The organism is Quatrionicoccus australiensis, from assembly GCF_020510525.1.
Classification (GTDB): Bacteria; Pseudomonadota; Gammaproteobacteria; order Burkholderiales; family Rhodocyclaceae; genus Azonexus; species Azonexus australiensis_B.
Map to the genome: position 1 here is coordinate 2,952,068 of NZ_CP075188.1, position 19,235 is coordinate 2,971,302.

Below are 19,235 nucleotides of genomic sequence, written 5' to 3' on the forward strand. Positions count from 1 at the left end.
CAGTTTCTTAAAATTCGTCTTGATAACGGTTGGTAATAGGATACCGCCAATCCTTGCCAAAACCACGCGGCGTGATGCGGATGCCGACCGGTGACTGACGCCGCTTGTACTCGGCGATGCGCAGCAGGCGCACGACACGGCGCACATCGGCCTCGGGCAGGCCAGCAGCGATGATCTCGCGCGGGCTGCGGTCTTCTTCCATGTAGGCGCGCACGATGGCGTCCAGCACCTCGTATTCGGGCAGCGAATCCTGGTCCTTCTGGTCAGGCTTCAACTCGGCCGAGGGCGGCCGCACGATGATGTTCTCCGGAATGACCGGGGCGCCGCTGCACAAGGTATTGCGATAGCGCGACAGGCGATAGACCAGGGTCTTGTAGACATCCTTGATCACTGCAAAACCGCCGGCCATGTCGCCGTACAGCGTGCAGTAGCCGACCGCCATCTCGGACTTGTTGCCGGTGGTCAGGACCAGCTTGCCGGTCTTGTTGGAGAGCGCCATCAGGATGTTGCCGCGGATGCGCGCCTGGATGTTCTCTTCGGTGGTATCGGCCGGCAGGCCGGCAAACAGCGGTGCCAGCATCGTCTCGTAGGTGGCCATGGCCGGCGCAATGGCAATCTCGTCATACGAGCAGCCGAGCTGGCGGATCATTTCGCGCGAGTCGTCGAGGCTCATCTGCGCCGTGTAGGGCGACGGCATCATCACCGCATGCACCTTGTCGGCACCCAACGCATCGACCGCAACGCACAGCGTCAGGGCGGAGTCGATACCGCCGGAGAGGCCGATCAGCGCGCCCTTGAAACCGCTCTTGCCAATGTAGTCATGCACGCCGAGGACCAGCGCCTTGTAGGCTTCGGCTTCGAGCGACAATTCCTCGGCCATTTGCGCGGACTGCAGCTGGCCATGCTCGTAATCGACGATGCCGAGCGCTTCTTCGAAAGCCGGCAGGCGCATGCGGCAGACGCCCTTGGCATCGAGCGCAAAGGAGGCGCCATCGAAGACCAGTTCGTCCTGACCGCCGACCAGGTTGCAGTAGATCGCTGCCATGCCGGTCGCGGCAACCCGTTCGCCAAGAACCTCGACACGCGTCTGGTGCTTTTCCAGGTGGCAGGGTGAGGCGTTGAGGACGAGCAGCAGTTCGGCACCGGCGCCATGCGCCAGTTCGGCCGCACCGGCTTCCCAGATGTCGGCACAGATGTTGATGCCGCAACGCACACCGGCAATGTCGACAACCAGCGGCTCGCTGCCGGACTCGAAATAGCGGACTTCGTCGAAAACTTCGTAATTGGGCAGGCGAATCTTGCGGTAGACCGCCTTTTGCTGGCCATTTTCAATGACCGTCGCCGCGTTGTAACAGCGACCTTCGTGTTCTTCCGGATGACCGACAACGATGCTGATGCCATCGACGCGGGTCGCCAGATCAGCCAGTGCCCGGCTGCAGGCGCGGTAGAAATCCGGGCGCAGCAGCAGGTCTTCCGGCGGGTAGCCGCAGAGCGCCAGTTCCGGCGTCAGCAGCACCTGTGCGCCACGGGCTTTCGCCTCGGCAGCACAGGCAACGATACGTTCGACGTTGCCCGTCAGGTCACCGACGGTGGCGTTGAACTGGGCAACGGCGATACGCAGCATCTTAGTAGTTCGGCTTGTCTTTCGCGTCGTTGAAACGCTGGACGCCGGTCATCACTTCATTGCGGGCGGCATCGATGCCTTCCCAGCCATTGACCTTGACCCACTTGCCCGGCTCGAGATCCTTGTAGTGCTCGAAGAAGTGCGAAATCTGCTTGCGCAGCAGTTCCGGCGTGTCTTCGAAGGTCTTGACGTCCTTGTAGAGCGGGGTCAGCTTGTCGACCGGCACGGCCAGCAGCTTGGCATCTTCACCACCTTCATCGGTCATCGACAGCTGGCCGAGCGGACGGCAGCGCACGACAACACCCGGCGGCAGCGGGAAGGGGCTGATCACGAGCACGTCGACCGGGTCACCGTCACCGGCGATGGTGTGCGGGATGTAGCCGTAGTTGCACGGATAGTGCATCGAGGTGGACATGAAACGATCCACGAAAATGGCGCCGCTTTCCTTGTCGACTTCGTACTTGACGGGATCGGAATGGGCAGTGATTTCGATGATGACATTGAAATCATCGGGAAGGGACTTGCCGGAAGGAACGTTGTTAAGAGCCATTTTTATCTCTCTGCGCTTTGGGTTGAAATCGGAACATTATACCGCTGCACTACGTTTCTTCAGCCCCAGGCGGCGAGAAACTGCTGCCAGTGCGGCGCGCCGATCTTGCCGAGTTGCGCCTTGACGAAGTCGCATTCGGCCTTTTCCTCGGCTGCGCTCAGTTCACCGCGCAGGCGGCGGAAGCGGTTGTACACCAGATAGGTATTGATGACGTCGGTTTCGCAGTAGTCGCGAATCTCGCCGCCCTTGCCGGCCTGCCAGGCTTCCCATACCTTGCTGCCGTCCATGCCGAGCTTGCCGGGAAAGCCGTAAAGCTTGGCCAGATCGTCGAGCGGCGCATTGGCGCGGGCATTGTAGAGCGCCAGCAGATCCATCAGGTCGAGATGCCGTGTGTGGTAGCGGCTGATGTAGTTGTTCCACTTGAACTCGCGCGAATCGGCGTAATCGCCTTCGCCCATGTCCCAGTAGCGTGGCGCGGCGACGCCGTGCAGCATGCCGCGGTAGTGCAGCACCGGCAGGTCGAAACCGCTGCCGTTCCACGAAACGATCTGCGGTGTGAATTTCTCGATGCCGTCGAAGAAGCGCTGGATGATCGCGCCTTCGTCCAGGTCAGGTTCGGACAGCGACCAGACCTTGAGACCGTCGCTGGTGCGCAGCACGCAGGAGATGGTGACGACGCGCTGCAGGTGGAGTTGCAGGAAATCATTGCCGGTGCGCGCCCGCCGTTGCTGGAAGGCAAGCTCGGCGACTTCGTCGTCGGAAAGGCCGGCCGGCAGGTCGTTCAGGCGGCGCAGGCCGGCGACATCGGGAATCGTCTCGATATCAAAAACGAGAACCGGCTTCATGCCGGGAAGACGCCGGTCGACAGGTAACGGTCGCCGCGGTCGCAGACGATGGAAACGATCGTCGCATTCTCCAGCGTCTGTGCCAGGCGCAGCGCCACGGCCAGCGCACCGCCCGAGGAAATGCCGGCAAAGATGCCTTCTTCGGTTGCCAGGCGGCGCGTCATCGCCTCGGCATCGCCCTGGCTGACATATTCGATACGGTCGACGTTGGTTTTATCGTAAATCTTCGGCAGGTAGGCTTCCGGCCACTTGCGGATACCCGGGATCTGGCTGCCGTCTTCCGGCTGGCATCCAACGATCTGGATTGCCGGATTGACTGACTTGAGGAAGGCGGAGGTGCCCATGATGGTGCCGGTGGTGCCCATGCTGGAAACGAAATGCGTGATCCGGCCGTCGGTGTCGCGCCAGATTTCTGGGCCGGTGCCCTCGATGTGGGCACGCGGATTGTCCGGATTGGCAAACTGGTCGAGGATGATGCCCTTGCCTTCGTTGCGCATCTTCTCGGCGATGTCGCGACACAGCTCCATGCCGCCATCCTTGGGCGTCAGGACCAGTTCGGCGCCGTAGGCACGCATGCTCTGGCGGCGCTCGATGCTCTGGTTTTCGGGCATCACCAGGATCATCTTGTAACCCTTGATCGCCGCCGCCATGGCCAGCGCAATGCCGGTATTTCCGGAGGTCGCCTCGATCAGCGTATCGCCCGGCTTGATCTCGCCACGCGCTTCGGCATGCACGATCATCGACAGGGCCGGCCGGTCCTTGACCGAACCTGCCGGGTTGTTGCCTTCAAGCTTGGCGAGAATCACGTTGCCACGCCTGTCGTTGTCGGCGCCGGGGACGCGTTGCAAACGTACCAGCGGCGTGTTTCCGACAAAATCCTGCAGGGTTTTATACATGCTTTTGCAGCCACTCGATGTATTGGGAAACGCCTTCCTCAACCGTGGCCATCGGGGCAACGTAGCCGGCAGCGCGCAACTTGGCCAGATCGGCCTGCGTGTATGCCTGGTACTTGCCCTTCAGCGCCTCGGGAAAGGCGGTGTATTCGAGCAAGCCTTGTGCCCGCAACTGGGCGAGATCGAGCGGCGCCTCGCTTTTTGCCTTGCGGCAGCCGTTGACCGCTGCGACAGCGACATCGTTGAAGCTCTGGGCGCGGCCGGAACCGAGATTGAAGATGCCGGACTTTTCCGGATGGTCGAGGAAGAACAGATTGACCTTGGCGACGTCACCGACATAGACGAAATCGCGCATCTGGCCGCCGTTTTCATAACCGTGCGAGCCTTCGAACAACTTGACCTTGCCGTCGGCGCGAAACTGGTTGAAGTTGTGAAACGCTACAGAAGCCATGCGCCCCTTGTGCAGTTCGCGCGGCCCATAGACATTGAAGTAGCGGAAGCCGACGATCTGCGACGACGGATTTTCGGCGAGGCGCTGGCGCACGATCTGGTCGAACAGGAACTTCGAGTAGCCATAGACATTGAGCGGCCCCTCGAACTCGCGCTCTTCCTTGAAGGTGCTGGACGCACCGTAGGTCGCCGCGCTCGACGCGTAGAGGAACTGGACGTCCTGGTCCAGGCACCAGTCGAGCAGGATGCAGGAGTAACGGTAATTGTTCTCCATCATGTAGCGACCGTCGGTTTCCATGGTGTCGGAACAGGCGCCTTCATGGAAGATCGCGTCGATCTCGCCGTCGTAGTGGCCGGCCTGGATGCGCGCAATGAAATCGTTCTTGTCGATGTAGTCACTGATCTCGCAATCGATCAGGTTCTTGAACTTTTCGGCCTTGGCCAAGTTGTCGACCGCGATGATTTTGGTCACGCCGCGCTCGTTGAGCGCCTTGACGATGTTGGAACCGATAAAACCGGCAGCGCCGGTAACGACTATGTACATGGCTATTCCTTACAGGGCAGCGGCGAGTTCTTCACGGGTAACGACGGCGGTCCCCAACTTGCCGACGACAATGCCGGCGGCGACATTGGCGGCGCGGATGGCTTCCGCCCAGTCGGCACCTGCGGCGAGCATGACGGCGAGCGTTGCAATCACGGTATCGCCGGCACCGGAGACATCGAACACCTCGCGCGCCTGCGCCGGCTGGTGGTGGATCTCGTCGGCGGCAAACAGCGTCATGCCTTCTTCACTGCGCGTCACGAGCAAGGCTTCGAGGCCCAGTTCGGCACGCAGTTTCTGCGACTTGGCGAAGAGTTCGTCATCCGACGCCCAACGCCCGACCACTTCGCGCAGTTCCGAGCGATTCGGCGTGATCACCGTGGCGCCGGTGTACTTGGCGTAATCATCGCCCTTCGGATCGACCAGCACCGGTTTGCCGGCAGCGCGTGCCAGGCGGATCATTTCGGCGATGTGGGTCAGACCGCCCTTGCCGTAATCGGAGAGAATCACCGCGTCGCACTGGGCGACCCGGCGCTCGAACTCGGCGAGCTTGGCATCGAGAATTTCATGCGACGGCGTCGTTTCGAAATCGATGCGCAGCAGTTGCTGCTGCCGGCCAATGACGCGCAACTTGACCGTGGTGTCGATCGCCCGGTCGACGTGCAAACCGGCATCGATTTCACCTTCGGCAAGCAGGCTGCGCAGGCTACGCCCGGCATCATCATCTCCGACCACCGACAGCAAGGCCGTCCGGGCGCCGAGCGCCGCGGCATTGCGCGCGACGTTGGCGGCGCCGCCCAGGCGCTCCTCGACACGTTCGACCTTGACCACCGGCACCGGCGCTTCCGGCGAAATCCGGTTGACCTCGCCGAACCAGTAGCGGTCGAGCATGACATCGCCGACCACGAGCAGACGCACTTGCAAGACTTTGTCCAGCATGCAGTTACCGTCCGATCGCGAAGTATTCGATCCCCTGCTCGCGCACGAACTTCGGATCGTAAAGATTGCGCCCGTCGAAAACCACCGGATGCTTCAAAGCCTGCTTGATGGCGTCGAAATCCGGGCTGCGGAATTCCTTCCACTCAGTGACGATGAGCAGTGCATCGGCCTTGTCGAGCGCCCCCATCGGGTTCTCGGCATATTGCAGGCGGCTGTCGTCGCCGAAGATGCGCTGCGTCTCGTGCATGGCGACCGGATCGTAGGCAGACACCGTGGCACCGGCGGCAAACAGGTCGGCGATCAGTTCGCGGCTCGGCGCTTCGCGCATGTCGTCGGTATTGGGCTTGAAGGACAGACCCCAGAGCGCGAAATGCATGCCCTTCAAGTCACCGAAGCGGGCCTTGAGTTTCTTGGTCAGGATGTGTTTCTGTTCGTCATTGGCTTCCTCGACCGCGGTCAGCACCTTGAGCGTGATACCGGCATCATCCTGGGCGGTGGCGATCAGCGCCTTGACGTCCTTCGGGAAGCAGGAGCCGCCGTAGCCGCAACCGGGATACAGGAAGTGGTAACCGATACGCGGATCGGAACCGATGCCCTGGCGGACCATTTCGATGTCGGCACCGAGCACTTCGGCCAGGTTGGCGAGTTCGTTCATGAAGCTGATGCGCGTCGCCAGCATGGCGTTGGCGGCGTACTTGGTCAGCTCGGCACTCTTCACGTCGGTGATGATCAGGCGTTCGTGATTGCGCTGGAAGGGCGCGTAGAGCGCGCGCATCAGGTGAATGGCCTGCTCTTCCTCGGCGCCGACGACGATGCGGTCCGGCCGCATGAAGTCTTCGACCGCCGCACCTTCCTTGAGGAATTCCGGGTTGGAAACGACGCTGTAAGGGATGTCGACCGCACGCTTGGTCAGTTCGTCGGCGATCGCCGCCTTGACCTTGGCACCGGTACCGACCGGCACCGTGCTCTTGTCGACGATGACCTTGTAATCGGTCATCAGGCGGCCGATGTTGCGCGCCGCGCCGAGCACGTACTGCAGGTCGGCCGAACCGTCCTCATCCGGCGGCGTGCCGACCGCGATGAACTGGATGGTGCCGTGCTGCACGGCCTTTTCAATATCGGTCGTGAAATGCAGTCGACCGGCGGCGACATTGCGCCGGACCATTTCCTGCAGACCCGGTTCGTAAATGGGAATACCGCCCTCTTCAAGGATGCGGATCTTTTCCGGATCGACGTCCAGACAGAGAACGTCGTTACCCACTTCAGCAAGACAGGTGCCACTGACCAGACCGACATAGCCGGTGCCGACAACGGTAATTTTCATGGATGCTTCCTACAATGTTTGATCGAATTCTTCACTGCGCCGTGGCGGATAGGTTTCCCAGCCACCGCAGGCCGGACAGCGCCAGTAGAACTGGCGGGCCTTGAAGCCGCAATTATCGCACCGATAACGCGACAGGCGCTTGGTGTAGCCCTGGATGATGGTCTTGGCCAGCTCGACATCGACGCGCACTTCCGGCTCAACCAGCGGCAGACGCGCACTCATCAATTTTTCCAGGCCGAGCAGGGTCGGATTGCGCTGCAACTCGTCGCGCACCAGACGGTAAGCCGACTCGGTGCCCTCGCCTTCAAGAATCAATTGATAGACGACATCGAGCAGATCGAGCGAAGGATAGCGCTCAAGATAGGCGCGCAGCAGTGCCGCACCTTCGTCGCGCCGCTCCAGCTTGCGATAGGTTTCGAGCAGGCGCTGGGCCACCAGGGCCAGGTAGGCCGGATCCTGCTGCTCGATGCGCTGCCAGGCCTCGATGGCGTCAAGGAGCTTGCCCTCCTGCAGCAACAGGTCGCCCTGCAGCAGGCTGGCGCGCACGCACTTGCGGTTCTGCTGCATCGCCTGCTCAAGGTATTCGCGCGCCGAATCCGGGCGCGAACGCATGATTTCATTGGCGGCCAGTTCGCAGTAATACTCGGCCACATCGCGCTGCGAAGCAATTTCCGGCAACTCGCGGGCAATCTCGACCGCCTTCAGCCACTCTTTCTCGACCTGGTAGATCTCGAGCAGGTTGCGCTTGGCTTCGGCGTCGAACGAGGTAGCAAGCAGCTTGTTGAACATCTCCTCGGCCCGATCCAGCAGGCCGGCCTTGAGATAATCCTGGGCCAGTTCGGAGAGGGCATGCAGACGGACCTTTTCATCGAGATCTTCCCGATCGATCAGGTTCTGGTGCATGCGGATCGCCCGTTCGGTTTCACCACGGCGACGGAACAGGTTGCCGAGCGCAAAATGCAGCTCGACGGTCTGAGAATCGACCTTGGCAACCTCGAGAAAGGAATCGATGGCCTTGTCCGGCTCTTCGTTGAGCAGGAAATTCAAGCCCTGAAAATACGAGCGCGGCAAGGCGCGCGACTCATGCACCACCTGGCGCATATCCACCCGTGCCGCCGCCCAGCCCAGCGCGAAAAAAACTGGGATCAGCAGCAGCTGCCAGTATTCGAACAGATCATTCATACGGCAGGTGGCTCGGGAACAACGACGGCGGCAGCCTTGGTTTCACTCGCCGCGCGCTTGAGGCGGGATATTTCGCGGCGCTGGCGATAAATCACCCCGAGCAGCGACAGGACACCCAGGAGCGCACCACCAGCAAAAAAGGCAAGCAGAACAATGACCAGCGGCGCCTGCCAGATCTGGCCAAAAATGAAATTCAGATTGACCGGATCGGTATTCTGCAGCGCGAAGAGCAGCAGAAACGAAAAAATGACGAGCCGTACGGCCCAGGTGATTGCAGTCATGGATTCAAATAAAAAGGGGCAGTGAAATGACTCACTGCCCCGAATCTACCACATTGCGCCTGCGCGACGTCAGATCGACTGATCGACCCGCTCACGCAGTTCCTTGCCTGCCTTGAAGTGGGGAACCCACTTGGCAGGTACGCTGACCTTGTCCCCCGATTTGGGGTTACGACCGGTGCGCGGCGGCCGGTAGTTGAGCGCAAAGCTGCCGAAGCCGCGGATCTCGATACGATCCCCACGCACCAAGGCGTCGGACATCGCATCGAGCATCATCTTGACCGCGAAATCAGCATCCTTCGCCACCAACTGCGGAAATCGCTCCGCCAGCCGGGCGATGAGCTCGGATTTGGTCATGCTTTTTGCCTATCAGCCTTGCTGGTTGAGCTTGGCCTTGAGCAGGGCACCCAGATTGGTCGTACCGGAAGCAGCGGAGTTCGACTCGGCAGAGAACTTCTGCAGGGCTTCGTGCTGTTCGGCTTGATCCTTGGCCTTGATGGACAGGTTGATACCACGGGTCTTGCGATCCACGTTGATGATCATGGCTTCAACCACATCGCCCACCTTGAGGTGTTGCGACAGGTCGTCGATACGATCACGCGAGAACTCGGAAGCGCGCAGATAGCCTTCGTTTTCACCGTCCAGCGTCAGCACGGCACCCTTGGCGTCAACCGTCTTGACGGTGGCGTTAACGATGCTGTTCTTTTCGTGGGTAGCGATGAAGTTGGTGTACGGATCGCCTTCGAGCTGCTTGATACCCAGGGAGATGCGTTCCTTTTCAACATCAATGCCGAGGACGACGGCTTCAACTTCGTCACCCTTCTTGAAGTTGCGGATGGCTTCTTCGCCGGTGGCAGACCAGGACAGGTCGGACAGGTGAACCAGACCATCGATACCGCCAGGCAGACCGATGAAGATGCCGAAGTCGGTGATCGACTTGATGGCGCCCTTGACCTTGTCACCCTTCTTCTGGTTCATCGCAAAGTCATCCCACGGATTCGGGGCACATTGCTTCATGCCGAGCGAAATGCGGCGACGCTCTTCGTCGATTTCCAGGATCATGACTTCAACTTCATCACCCAGGGAAACGACCTTGGACGGATGAACGTTCTTGTTGGTCCAGTCCATTTCGGAAACGTGAACCAGGCCTTCGATGCCTTGTTCGATTTCAACGAATGAACCGTAGTCGGTCAGGTTGGTGACCTTGCCGAACAGGCGGGTACCGGCCGGGTAACGGCGGGCAATACCAACCCACGGATCGTCGCCCAGTTGCTTCATGCCCAGGGAGACGCGGTTCTTCTCGGCGTCGAACTTGAGGATCTTGGCGGTAACTTCGTCACCAACGTTGAGCACTTCGCTCGGGTGACGGACGCGGCGCCAGGCCAGGTCGGTGATGTGCAGCAGGCCATCGATACCGCCGAGGTCGACGAATGCGCCGTAGTCGGTGATGTTTTTGACGATACCCTTGACGACAGTACCTTCCTTGAGGTTCTCGAGAAGCTTTTCGCGATCTTTGTCAGCGGTGGCTTCGAGCACGGCACGGCGGGACATCACGACGTTGTTGCGCTTGCGATCGAGCTTGATCACCTTGAACTCAAGGGTCTTGCCTTCGTACGGGGTGGTGTCCTTGACCGGACGCATGTCGACCAGCGAGCCCGGCAGGAAGGCACGGACGCCGTTGGACATGACGGTGAGACCGCCCTTGACCTTGCCGGTAATCGTACCGGTGACCAGCGAGTTGTTGTTCAGGGCTTCTTCCAGGAAGTTCCAGGCGGCGATGCGCTTGGCGCGATCGCGCGACAGGCGCGTTGCGCCGTAGCCGTCTTCCAGCATTTCGATAGCGACCTGGACGAAATCGCCAACGGCAACTTCCAGTTCGCCCTGATCATTCAGGAATTCTTCGAGCGGAACATAGGATTCCGATTTCAGGCCGGCATTGACCACAACGAAGTTGTGATCGATGAGCACCACTTCTGCAGTGATGACTTCGCCTTGACGCATTTCCTGGCGAGCCAGGGATTCTTCAAATAGTTGAGCAAAAGATTCCATTGACGGAGAGAGCTTTCATGCCGCGAATCGCTAAATCCACAGCGGGTTAGAGTTGAAAACATATCGCCGGCCCGTCGGCCGGCAACACCTTGCTACATTGCTTCCTTGCTCCACGCCAGCACCTGGTTCACCGCCTGTTCGATGGTGAGGCCTGTCGTATCAAGCAACTTGGCATCTGCCTCCTGTCTGAGCGGCGCCACGCTACGCTGGGAATCCCGTTCGTCACGTTGCTGCAGGTCTAACAGAAGGTCCGCGAGATTAGCAGAGAATCCTTTTTCGATCAACTGCTTATAACGGCGTTCGGCGCGCGCCTCGGCACTGGCCGTGAGGAAGACCTTGAGCGGCGCTTGCGGGAAAACCACCGAGCCCATGTCGCGCCCGTCGCCGATCAGGCCCGGTGCGCGATTGAAGGTGCGCTGACGGAACAGCAGCGCGTCGCGCACCGCCGGCAGGGCAGCGACTTTCGAGGCGCCGGCCGAGATTTCCTCGGTCCGGATCGAATCGCCGACCAGCTCGCCGTTGAGACGGATATCGCCGGCCGTGAATTCGGCATCAAGCCGCGTCGCGATGGCGGCGACACCGCTTTCGTCCGCCCAGTCGACGCCGGCTTTTTGTGCCGCCAGCGCGGTCAACCGGTAAAGCGCCCCGGAATCCAGATAGTCATAACCCAGGGCTGCCGCGACGCGCGCCGCGACCGTGCCCTTGCCAGAAGCCGACGGACCGTCGATGGCGATCACCGGCGCCGCCTTGCTCACCTTGGCAAAGCAGGCGAAATAATCGGGGAAGGTCTTGCCGACGCATTTCGGATCATTGATGCGCAAAGGCGTACCAAAGGCCGCCAGCGAGAAGCACATCGCCATGCGGTGATCGTCGTAGGTGTCGATCGCGGCCGGCTGCAGGCTGGCCGGCGTGACACGGATGTAGTCGGCGCCCTCCTCGACCTCGGCACCGAGCTTCTTCAGCTCGGTCGCCATCGCGGCGATGCGGTCGGTTTCCTTGACGCGCCAGCTGGCGATGTTGCGCAGCGTGGTCGTGCCCCTGGCGAACAGCGCGGCGGTGGCCAGCGTCATTGCCGCATCGGGAATGTGGTTGCAATCGAGGTCGACCGCGACGAGGCCGCCTTGCGGCGCACGCGCTTCCATCCAGTTCGGGCCGGTCGTGATGACGGCGCCCATCTGCGCCAGCGCTTCGGCAAACTTGACGTCGCCCTGGATCGATTCGCTGCCGACGCCTTCGACGCGCACCGGCCCGCCGCCGATGGCGCCGAGCGCCAGGAAGTAGGAAGCCGACGAAGCATCGCCCTCGACGTAAATGGTACCCGGCGAGACGTAGCGACTGCCCGCCTTGACGGTGAAACGTTGCCAGCCGTCGCGCTCGACGACGACGCCGAAGCGCGCCATGATCGCCAGCGTGATCTCGATGTAAGGCTTGGAAATCAGCTCGCCGACGACGTCGACCGCTACCGTTTCGCCGGTCAGCGGCAAGGCCATGAGCAGGCCGGTCAGGAACTGGCTGGAGACGTCACCACGCACCTTGACCACACCGCCCGGCTGGATCGCGGCCGGTTTGAGCTGCAGCGGCGGGAAGCCGTCGTTGCCGAGATAGCTGATGTCGGCGCCGAGCTGACGCAGACCATCGACCAGATCGCCGATCGGCCGCTCGTGCATGCGGGCGACGCCCTTCAAGACGTAATCGCCGCCGGCCAGCGCCAGCGCCGCGGTCAGCGGCCGGAAGGCCGTGCCGGCATTGCCCAGAAAAAGCTCCGCCTGGCGCACCGGGAAATGCCCGCCGCAGCCGGTGATCGTCCAGTTTTCGCCCCCCAGCGAGGCGACACCGACGCCAAGCGTCTTCAGCGCATCGAGCATGCGTTCGGTATCGTCGGAGGCGAGCAGGTCGCGCACCTCGGTTGCCCCCTCGGCCAGCGCCGCAAGCAGCAGCACGCGGTTGGAAATGCTCTTCGAACCGGGCAGGCGCACCGTGCCGCCGGCCGAGATCAACTGGGGAAGATCGAGAAATTCAGTACTCAAGGACAACTCCGTTTGCAATGGCAGCGCCGCACTGGGCGCCCGCCTGATTCGTTACCGGCCGGGCCGCATGGCCAGCCGCTTCAGGAAAATTTTTCGCAGGCCGCGAGATCGAGCCCCTGCCGGTCCTTCGCAGAAAGCAGCGGGGCACCGGCCGGCAGCGGCCAGGCGACACCGACTGCCGGATCGTCCCAGCGCAGACAGCGCTCGCTGGCCGGATCGTAATAGTCGGTGGTTTTGTAGAGAAATTCCGCCGTTTCGCTGAGCACCAGGAAGCCGTGTGCAAAGCCCTCGGGAATCCACAACTGCTTCTTGTTTTCCGCGCTGAGCCTGACCCCGGCCCATTGCCCGAAGGTTTTGGCACTTTTCCGGAGGTCGACCGCTACGTCGAAAACCTCACCCTGCACGACCCGCACCAGCTTGCCCTGCGGCTTGCCGACTTGGTAATGCAGACCGCGCAGCACGTTCTGCGCCGATTTCGAGTGGTTATCCTGGACGAACTGGCGCTCGATACCGGTGGCCTCCGCGAATTCCCGCGCGTTGAAGCTTTCGAAGAAAAAGCCGCGCTCGTCGCCGAAGACTTTCGGCTCGATCAACAGTACGTCAGGGATTCCGGTCGGTATTACCTGCATCAGAACGACCTTTCACGCAGCAGGGCGAGCAGGTACTGGCCGTAGCCATTCTTGGCCAGGGGCTGGGCCAATTGCTCGAGATGTGCAGCGCCAATCCATTGTTTACGGAAAGCCACTTCTTCCGGACAGGCCACCTTCAGACCCTGGCGTTTCTCGATGGTGGCGATGAACTGGCTGGCTTCGAGCATAGACTCGTGCGTGCCGGTATCAAGCCAGGCATAGCCGCGCCCCATGATCTCGACGTTAAGCTTGCCTTGCTCGAGGTAGATCCGGTTTACATCGGTGATCTCGAGCTCACCGCGCGCTGATGGCCGGATGCTCTTGGCAACATCGACGACCTGGCTGTCGTAAAAATACAGACCGGTCACCGCGTAATTCGACTTCGGCTGCAGCGGCTTTTCTTCCAGGCTGGTCGCCCGCCCGGCGGCATCGAAGGCAACCACGCCATAACGCTCGGGATCGGTGACGTGGTAGGCAAACACCGTCGCACCCTGCTCCTGCTCGCTGGCATTGGCGAGCAGCTTGTAGAACTCGTGACCGTAGAAAATGTTGTCGCCGAGCACCAGCGCGGCATTGTCGCCGGCGATGAAGTCCTCGCCAATGATGAAGGCCTGCGCCAGGCCGTCCGGACTGGGTTGCACGGCATAGCTCAGATTGATGCCCCACTGGCTGCCGTCGCCGAGCAGTTGCGCGAAGCGCGGCGTGTCCTGCGGCGTCGAGATGATCAGGATGTCGCGCATGCCGGCCAGCATCAGCGCGGTCAGCGGGTAGTAGATCATCGGTTTGTCGTAGATCGGCAGCAGCTGCTTGGAGACTGCCAGCGTCGCCGGATAGAGCCGGGTACCGGAACCGCCGGCGAGGATGATGCCCTTGCGTTTGCTCATGCGCGTGCTCCGTAGTTTTTGTCCAGCCACTGGCGATAGCTGCCGCTGGTGACGTTATTCACCCAGGCCTGGTTGGCGAGATACCACTGCACCGTCTTGCGGATGCCGGTCTCGAAGGTTTCGGCCGGTTTCCAGCCCAGTTCGCGCTCGAGCTTGGAGGCATCGATCGCGTAACGACGGTCGTGCCCGGGGCGGTCGGTGACGTAGGTGATCTGCGTTTGATAGGGCTGGCCGTCGGTGCGCGGCTGCAGTTCGTCGAGCATAGCGCACAGCGTATGCACGACGTCGAGATTGGGCTTCTCGTTCCAGCCGCCGACGTTGTAGGTCTCGCCGACCCGGCCCGCTTCGAGCACGCGGCGGATGGCGCTGCAGTGATCCTTGACGTAGAGCCAGTCGCGAATCTGCTGGCCGTCGCCATAGATGGGCAGTGCCTTGCCGGCCAGCGCGTTGAAGATGACCAGCGGAATCAGCTTTTCCGGGAAGTGGTAGGGGCCGTAATTGTTCGAGCAGTTGGTGGTCAGCACCGGCAGGCCGTAGGTGTGATGATAGGCGCGCACCAGGTGATCGCTCGCCGCCTTGCTCGCCGAGTACGGGCTGTTCGGCTCGTAGCGGTTGCTTTCGGCGAAGGCCGGATCGTCCTTGCCGAGCGAACCGTAAACCTCATCGGTCGACACATGCAAAAAGCGGAAATTCGCCTGGTCGACCGCTGGCAGGCCGTTCCAGTAGGCGCGCACGGCTTCGAGCAGATGAAAGCTGCCAACGATGTTGGTCTGGATGAAATCTTCCGGGCCATGAATGCTGCGGTCGACATGCGATTCGGCGGCAAAATTGACGATGGCACGCGGCCGGTGTTCGGCGAGCAGACGACCGAGCAGCGCGGTGTCGCCGATGCTGCCATGGACGAAGATGTGACGCGGATCATCCTTTAGACTGGCCAGGTTTTCGAGGTTGCCGGCATAAGTCAGCGCATCGAGATTGACGACCGCCTCGGCACTGCCGGCCAGCCAGTCGAGGACGAAATTGCTGCCGATGAAGCCGGCACCGCCAGTCACGAGGATCATGAGAAACAGTCCACCCTGAAGTAATCCCGAATTTTAACGCGCCCCGCCCTCATTCCTGACGTATCCGCAGGAAGCTGGCAAAACGCGGCAGACCTTTGGCGGTCAGGTCGCGGTAGCGATAAGTCACCGTCACGCCGAGCGGCGGCGGGTCGCGCCGTTGCGCATCGCTCAAGCCGCTGCCCAGCGCAAACTCGCGCCCGTCCGGCGTACGCACGCGCAGGGCGCCGAGCTGACCGAGATACTTGCCCTTGCCCGGCAGATGCGCGATGACCACAGCCTCGGCATCGGCCCAGGGCTTCATCTTGAGCAGCACGTCGCTACGCCCGGTGACATAGGGTGCGTCCGCCAGATGCAGCATCAGGCCTTCGCCGCCGGCCGCAACGACGGCCTTGAAGCGTTTTTCGAGTTCCGCCCGGTCGACCACCGGAAATTGCCCGATTTCAGCCAGCCAGGGCACACCGGCCTGCGCCACCAGTTGCCGGATTGCCACGGCGCGTTCGCTGAAACTACCGGGCGCGCCGGGCAGTTCGAAGATCATGTAGCGCACCGCCCGCCATTCGGCGTCATCCGGCTGTTCGCGCCGGACGATGCCGGACAGGCGCTCGAACTGGCCGCGCCCCAGCCACAACTCGCCGTCCAGCGGCGTTTTCGGCAAACCGGCCAGAAACCAGGCCGGAGCCGGCACCACATTGCCGCTGCGAAACCGCAGGACTTCACCATCCCAGATCGCCCGCACACCATCGAGTTTTTCGCTGACCAGATAACGGGAAACATCGACCTGGCCGCGATAGATTTCGGCAAGCAAAATGACGGGCACCTCGCCTGCCGCGAACGCCGGCAGCAGCAGCGTCACGCCGAGCAGCAAGGCGCTCAGCAGGCGTCGCATCAGTCCTCGCCGGCCCAGTCGCGGCGCGCCTGGCGGGCGATGCCGAAGATTTCCTCGAGACGCGCCCCGTCGTTGCGCGCCAGGGCCGCGCGCAATTCGTCGAGCTGCGCGCGGTAGGAATCGAGTTCGCCGAGCAATGCCGCACGATTGGCGAGACAGATGTCGCGCCACATTTCCGGATGGCTGGCGGCGATGCGCGTGAAATCGCGAAAGCCCGAAGCGGCGAAGGTGAAGAAGATGTCGGCATCCTCACGCACGGCGAGATCATGCACCAGCGCGAAGGAGAGCAGGTGCGGCAGATGGCTGACTGCGGCGAAGACGCGGTCGTGCGCTTCCGGCGTCAGCTCGTAGATGTCGGCGCCGCACAGCGACCAGGCGCGCTTGATGCGGTCCAGCGTGTCGTCGCTGTTTTCGGGCAGGGGCGTGACAACAACCTTCCTGCCCTGATAGAGATCCCAGCGCGCCGCCGCCGGACCGCTGTTTTCGGCACCGGCAATCGGGTGCGCCGGCACGAACTGGCTGATCTTGTCGCCGAGCCCGGCCCGCGCCGCGGCGACGACATCGCCCTTGGTCGAACCGCCATCGGTGACGATGGTATTCGGGCCGAGATACGGTGCGATTTTTTCGAAAATTTCCGGCATCTGGGCGACCGGCGTCGCAAGCAGCACGATGTCGGCTTCCTCGATTTCATGCGTCGGATTGATCCCGGCCCGGTCGATCACACCCAGTTGCTGCGCCGCCCGCAAGGTGGCCGGCGTGCGGCCGAAACCGACAACTTCCTCGACCGCCCCGGCTTCTTTCAAGGCCAATGCAAAGGAACCGCCGATCAGGCCGGTGCCGAAGATGATGACCTTGCCGAACTCGGGCATGCCGGCCGCCATTCAGAGGGCCTTATCCAGGGCCTCCAGGAACCTGGAGTTCTCGGCCGCGGTGCCGATCGTCACGCGCAGCCATTCCGGCAGGCCGTAGCCGGCAATCGGCCGGACGATGACGCCCTGCTGCAGCAGCTTCTGGTTGACCGACGCCGCATCGCCCGCCTTGAAGGTGACGAAATTGCCGTGCGGCTTGATGTACTCGAGACCGAGCTTTTCCAGACCGGCAACGATCTGGGTCATGCCGCTGCGGTTCAGCTCGTAGCTCGCCTGCAGGAATTCATCATCATCAAGCGCCGCAATCGCTCCGGCCAGCGCCAGGTTGTTGACGTTGAACGGTTGGCGGACGCGATTCATCAGGTCGGCCACTTCCGGCGAAGCCAGCCCGTAACCAATGCGCAGACCGGCCAGGCCGTAGATCTTGGACAGCGTGCGGCAGACCACGAGATTCGGGAATTCCTTGATCCAGCCGGCGACATCGACGCGGTCGGCGGGCGGCAGGTACTCGTTGTAGGCCTCGTCGAGCACGACGACGACATCCTTCGGCACGCTTTCGAGGAAGGCGCGCACTTCCGGATAGGGCAGGAAGTTGCCGGTCGGGTTGTTCGGATTGGCAATCCAGATCAGGCGCGTATCGGGGCGGATCGCGGCACGCATCGCGGCGAGGTCGTGACCGTAATCCCTGGCCGGCACGGCGATCAGTTCCGCACCGGTCGACAGCGTCGCCAGGGGATAAACCGCGAAGGCATGCTGGGCGAAGATCGCCGAACGGCCCGGCGCCAGGAAGACGCGGGCGATCAGGTCGAGCACGTCGTTCGAACCATTGCCGAGCACGACCTGGCCTTGCGCCACGCCAGCCCGGGTCGCCACCGCCTTGATCAGGTCGAACTGATCGGGATAGCGCTCGATACCGTCAATCGCCGCCTGAACGGCCAGCTTCGCCTTCGGGCTCATGCCGAGCGGATTCTCGTTGGAAGCCAGCTTGACGATGCTGTCAACCGGAATGCCCATTTCGCGGACCAGTTCGGTGATCGGCTTGCCCGGCTGGTAGGCAGAAATGGCGCGCACGTAGGGCAGCGCCTGTTCGACAAGACTCATCAGTATTCCTCAGTAAACGGCGAGCGGGTAGGACCCGAGAATTTTCAGGTAGGCGGCGTTCTTGGCCAGCCCGTCGAGCGCCGCCTTGACGGCCGGCTCTTCGCGATGCCCTTCGACATCGACGTAGAAAACGTATTCCCACAGCGCATTGCGTGCCGGCCGCGACTCGAGGCGCGACATCGAGACGCCGCTCTGCGAGAAGGGCAGCAGCAGTTCATGCAGGGAACCAGTACGGTTCGGCGCCGACATGATCAGCGAGGTCTTGTCGCGCCCGGACGGACCGGCATCGTGCTTGCCGAGCACCAGGAAGCGCGTCGTGTTGTTCGGCTCGTCCTCGATGTTCTCGACCAGTTTGGGCAGTTTGAAGCGCTCGGCCGCGGCCTCGCCGGCAATGGCCGCGACACCGGACTCTTCCGCTGCCATCTGCGCCGCCAGCGAGTTGCTCGCCACCGAAATGCGCGGCACGCCCGGCAGATGGTGATTCAGCCATTCGTGACACTGCGCCAGTGACTGGGCGTGCGAATAAATCCTGGTGATCTTGCCGAGATCCGTCTCGTTCGAGAGCAGGTTCTGGTGGATGCGCAGCACCACTTCGCCACAGATCTTGAGTTGCGTACCGAGCAGCAGATCCATGGTGCGACCGACCGCACCTTCGGTCGAGTTCTCGACCGGCACCACGGCGTAATGCGCATGCCCGGATTCGACTTCGCGGAAGACGTCGTCGATCGAGGCCTGCGGCAGCAGGCGGGCGGCGTGCCCGAAATGCTTGGTCGCGGCGCTGCCGGTGAACGAGCCGAGCGGCCCGAGGAAGGAGATGCCGAGCGGCTCTTCGAGCGACAGGCAGGCCGACATCACTTCGCGGAAGAAGAAGGTGATGTTCTCGCCCGGCAAGGGGCCGGGATTGGCCTCCTGCAAACGACGCAGCACCTGCGCTTCGCGCTCGGGACGGTAGATATGGCCGGCTGCACCATGCTCGGCCTTGATTTCGCCGACCTTCTGGGCGCAACGGGCGCGAGCATTCAGGAGGCGCAGCAACTCGGCATCGATGCCGTCGATTTCGGCGCGGACGCCGGCCAGGGCCTGGGTAAGAGCGTCACTCATGC

At 62.1% G+C, this 19,235-nt stretch carries 19 protein-coding genes; all 19 read right to left on the bottom strand.

Annotation, left to right across the window (positions count from 1 at the left end):
- Positions 1–7: 7 nt before the first annotated feature.
- The 19 genes from KI612_RS14110 to pheA all read right to left on the bottom strand — a co-directional run bounded on the left by KI612_RS14110 (position 8) and on the right by pheA (position 19,233).
- On the bottom strand, positions 8–1,624 hold the full coding sequence (locus tag KI612_RS14110; protein WP_226440704.1) for an NAD+ synthase: 1,617 nt from the start codon (positions 1,622–1,624) through the stop codon (positions 8–10).
- Position 1,625: 1 nt separating this feature from the next.
- Positions 1,626–2,174, bottom strand: coding sequence for an inorganic diphosphatase (gene ppa, locus KI612_RS14115; RefSeq protein ID WP_226440705.1), 549 nt, complete (start codon positions 2,172–2,174; stop codon positions 1,626–1,628).
- 59 nt (positions 2,175–2,233) lie between these two features.
- Positions 2,234–3,019 (bottom strand): 3'-5' exonuclease, encoded by a 786-nt coding sequence (locus KI612_RS14120; RefSeq protein WP_226440706.1) that lies wholly within the window; start codon positions 3,017–3,019, stop codon positions 2,234–2,236.
- Positions 3,016–3,915, bottom strand: a complete 900-nt coding sequence (gene cysM, locus KI612_RS14125; RefSeq protein WP_226440707.1) for a cysteine synthase CysM — start codon at positions 3,913–3,915, stop codon at positions 3,016–3,018. Before cysM ends, KI612_RS14120 begins: the two co-directional genes overlap by 4 nt.
- The gene (gene rfaD / locus KI612_RS14130) at positions 3,908–4,906 is read right to left on the bottom strand and encodes an ADP-glyceromanno-heptose 6-epimerase (protein WP_226440708.1); all 999 of its coding nucleotides are present in this window, start codon (positions 4,904–4,906) and stop codon (positions 3,908–3,910) included. Before rfaD ends, cysM begins: the two co-directional genes overlap by 8 nt.
- Before the next feature lie 9 nt (positions 4,907–4,915).
- Positions 4,916–5,842: a D-glycero-beta-D-manno-heptose-7-phosphate kinase gene (gene rfaE1, locus KI612_RS14135; protein ID WP_226440709.1), complete on the bottom strand. Its 927-nt coding sequence runs from the start codon at positions 5,840–5,842 to the stop codon at positions 4,916–4,918.
- Between the two features lie 4 nt (positions 5,843–5,846).
- On the bottom strand, positions 5,847–7,166 hold the full coding sequence (locus KI612_RS14140; RefSeq protein WP_226440710.1) for a UDP-glucose dehydrogenase family protein: 1,320 nt from the start codon (positions 7,164–7,166) through the stop codon (positions 5,847–5,849).
- Between the two features lie 9 nt (positions 7,167–7,175).
- Positions 7,176–8,348, bottom strand: coding sequence for a lipopolysaccharide assembly protein LapB (gene lapB / locus KI612_RS14145; protein WP_226440711.1), 1,173 nt, complete (start codon positions 8,346–8,348; stop codon positions 7,176–7,178).
- A complete protein-coding gene (locus KI612_RS14150) occupies positions 8,345–8,629 on the bottom strand; it encodes a LapA family protein (protein ID WP_226440712.1) in 285 nt (94 codons plus the stop codon). Before KI612_RS14150 ends, lapB begins: the two co-directional genes overlap by 4 nt.
- A 69-nt stretch (positions 8,630–8,698) precedes the next feature.
- The gene (locus tag KI612_RS14155) at positions 8,699–8,983 is read right to left on the bottom strand and encodes an integration host factor subunit beta (protein WP_226440713.1); all 285 of its coding nucleotides are present in this window, start codon (positions 8,981–8,983) and stop codon (positions 8,699–8,701) included.
- A gap of 12 nt (positions 8,984–8,995) precedes the next feature.
- Complete coding sequence (rpsA, locus tag KI612_RS14160; protein WP_226440714.1) at positions 8,996–10,675, bottom strand: 30S ribosomal protein S1; 1,680 nt, start codon at positions 10,673–10,675, stop codon at positions 8,996–8,998.
- Between the two features lie 92 nt (positions 10,676–10,767).
- Positions 10,768–12,702 carry a bifunctional 3-phosphoshikimate 1-carboxyvinyltransferase/cytidylate kinase gene (locus KI612_RS14165; RefSeq protein WP_226440715.1) on the bottom strand — a complete coding sequence of 645 codons (1,935 nt, stop codon included), beginning with the start codon at positions 12,700–12,702 and terminating at the stop codon, positions 10,768–10,770.
- An 80-nt stretch (positions 12,703–12,782) separates the two neighbouring features.
- Complete coding sequence (gene rfbC / locus KI612_RS14170) at positions 12,783–13,331, bottom strand: dTDP-4-dehydrorhamnose 3,5-epimerase (protein ID WP_226440716.1); 549 nt, start codon at positions 13,329–13,331, stop codon at positions 12,783–12,785.
- Entirely contained in the window at positions 13,331–14,215 is an 885-nt protein-coding gene (rfbA, locus tag KI612_RS14175; protein WP_226440717.1) for a glucose-1-phosphate thymidylyltransferase RfbA, read from the bottom strand. Before rfbA ends, rfbC begins: the two co-directional genes overlap by 1 nt.
- Positions 14,212–15,276 (bottom strand): dTDP-glucose 4,6-dehydratase, encoded by a 1,065-nt coding sequence (gene rfbB / locus KI612_RS14180; protein ID WP_226440718.1) that lies wholly within the window; start codon positions 15,274–15,276, stop codon positions 14,212–14,214. The genes rfbA and rfbB overlap by 4 nt, the downstream gene beginning before the upstream one ends.
- A gap of 49 nt (positions 15,277–15,325) precedes the next feature.
- Complete coding sequence (locus KI612_RS14185) at positions 15,326–16,162, bottom strand: DNA ligase (protein WP_226440719.1); 837 nt, start codon at positions 16,160–16,162, stop codon at positions 15,326–15,328.
- On the bottom strand, positions 16,162–17,031 hold the full coding sequence (locus tag KI612_RS14190) for a prephenate dehydrogenase (protein WP_226444252.1): 870 nt from the start codon (positions 17,029–17,031) through the stop codon (positions 16,162–16,164). The genes KI612_RS14185 and KI612_RS14190 overlap by 1 nt, the downstream gene beginning before the upstream one ends.
- A gap of 12 nt (positions 17,032–17,043) precedes the next feature.
- Complete coding sequence (gene hisC, locus KI612_RS14195; protein ID WP_226440720.1) at positions 17,044–18,132, bottom strand: histidinol-phosphate transaminase; 1,089 nt, start codon at positions 18,130–18,132, stop codon at positions 17,044–17,046.
- Between the two features lie 9 nt (positions 18,133–18,141).
- Positions 18,142–19,233 (bottom strand): prephenate dehydratase, encoded by a 1,092-nt coding sequence (gene pheA / locus KI612_RS14200; protein ID WP_226440721.1) that lies wholly within the window; start codon positions 19,231–19,233, stop codon positions 18,142–18,144.
- Positions 19,234–19,235 lie beyond the last annotated feature (2 nt).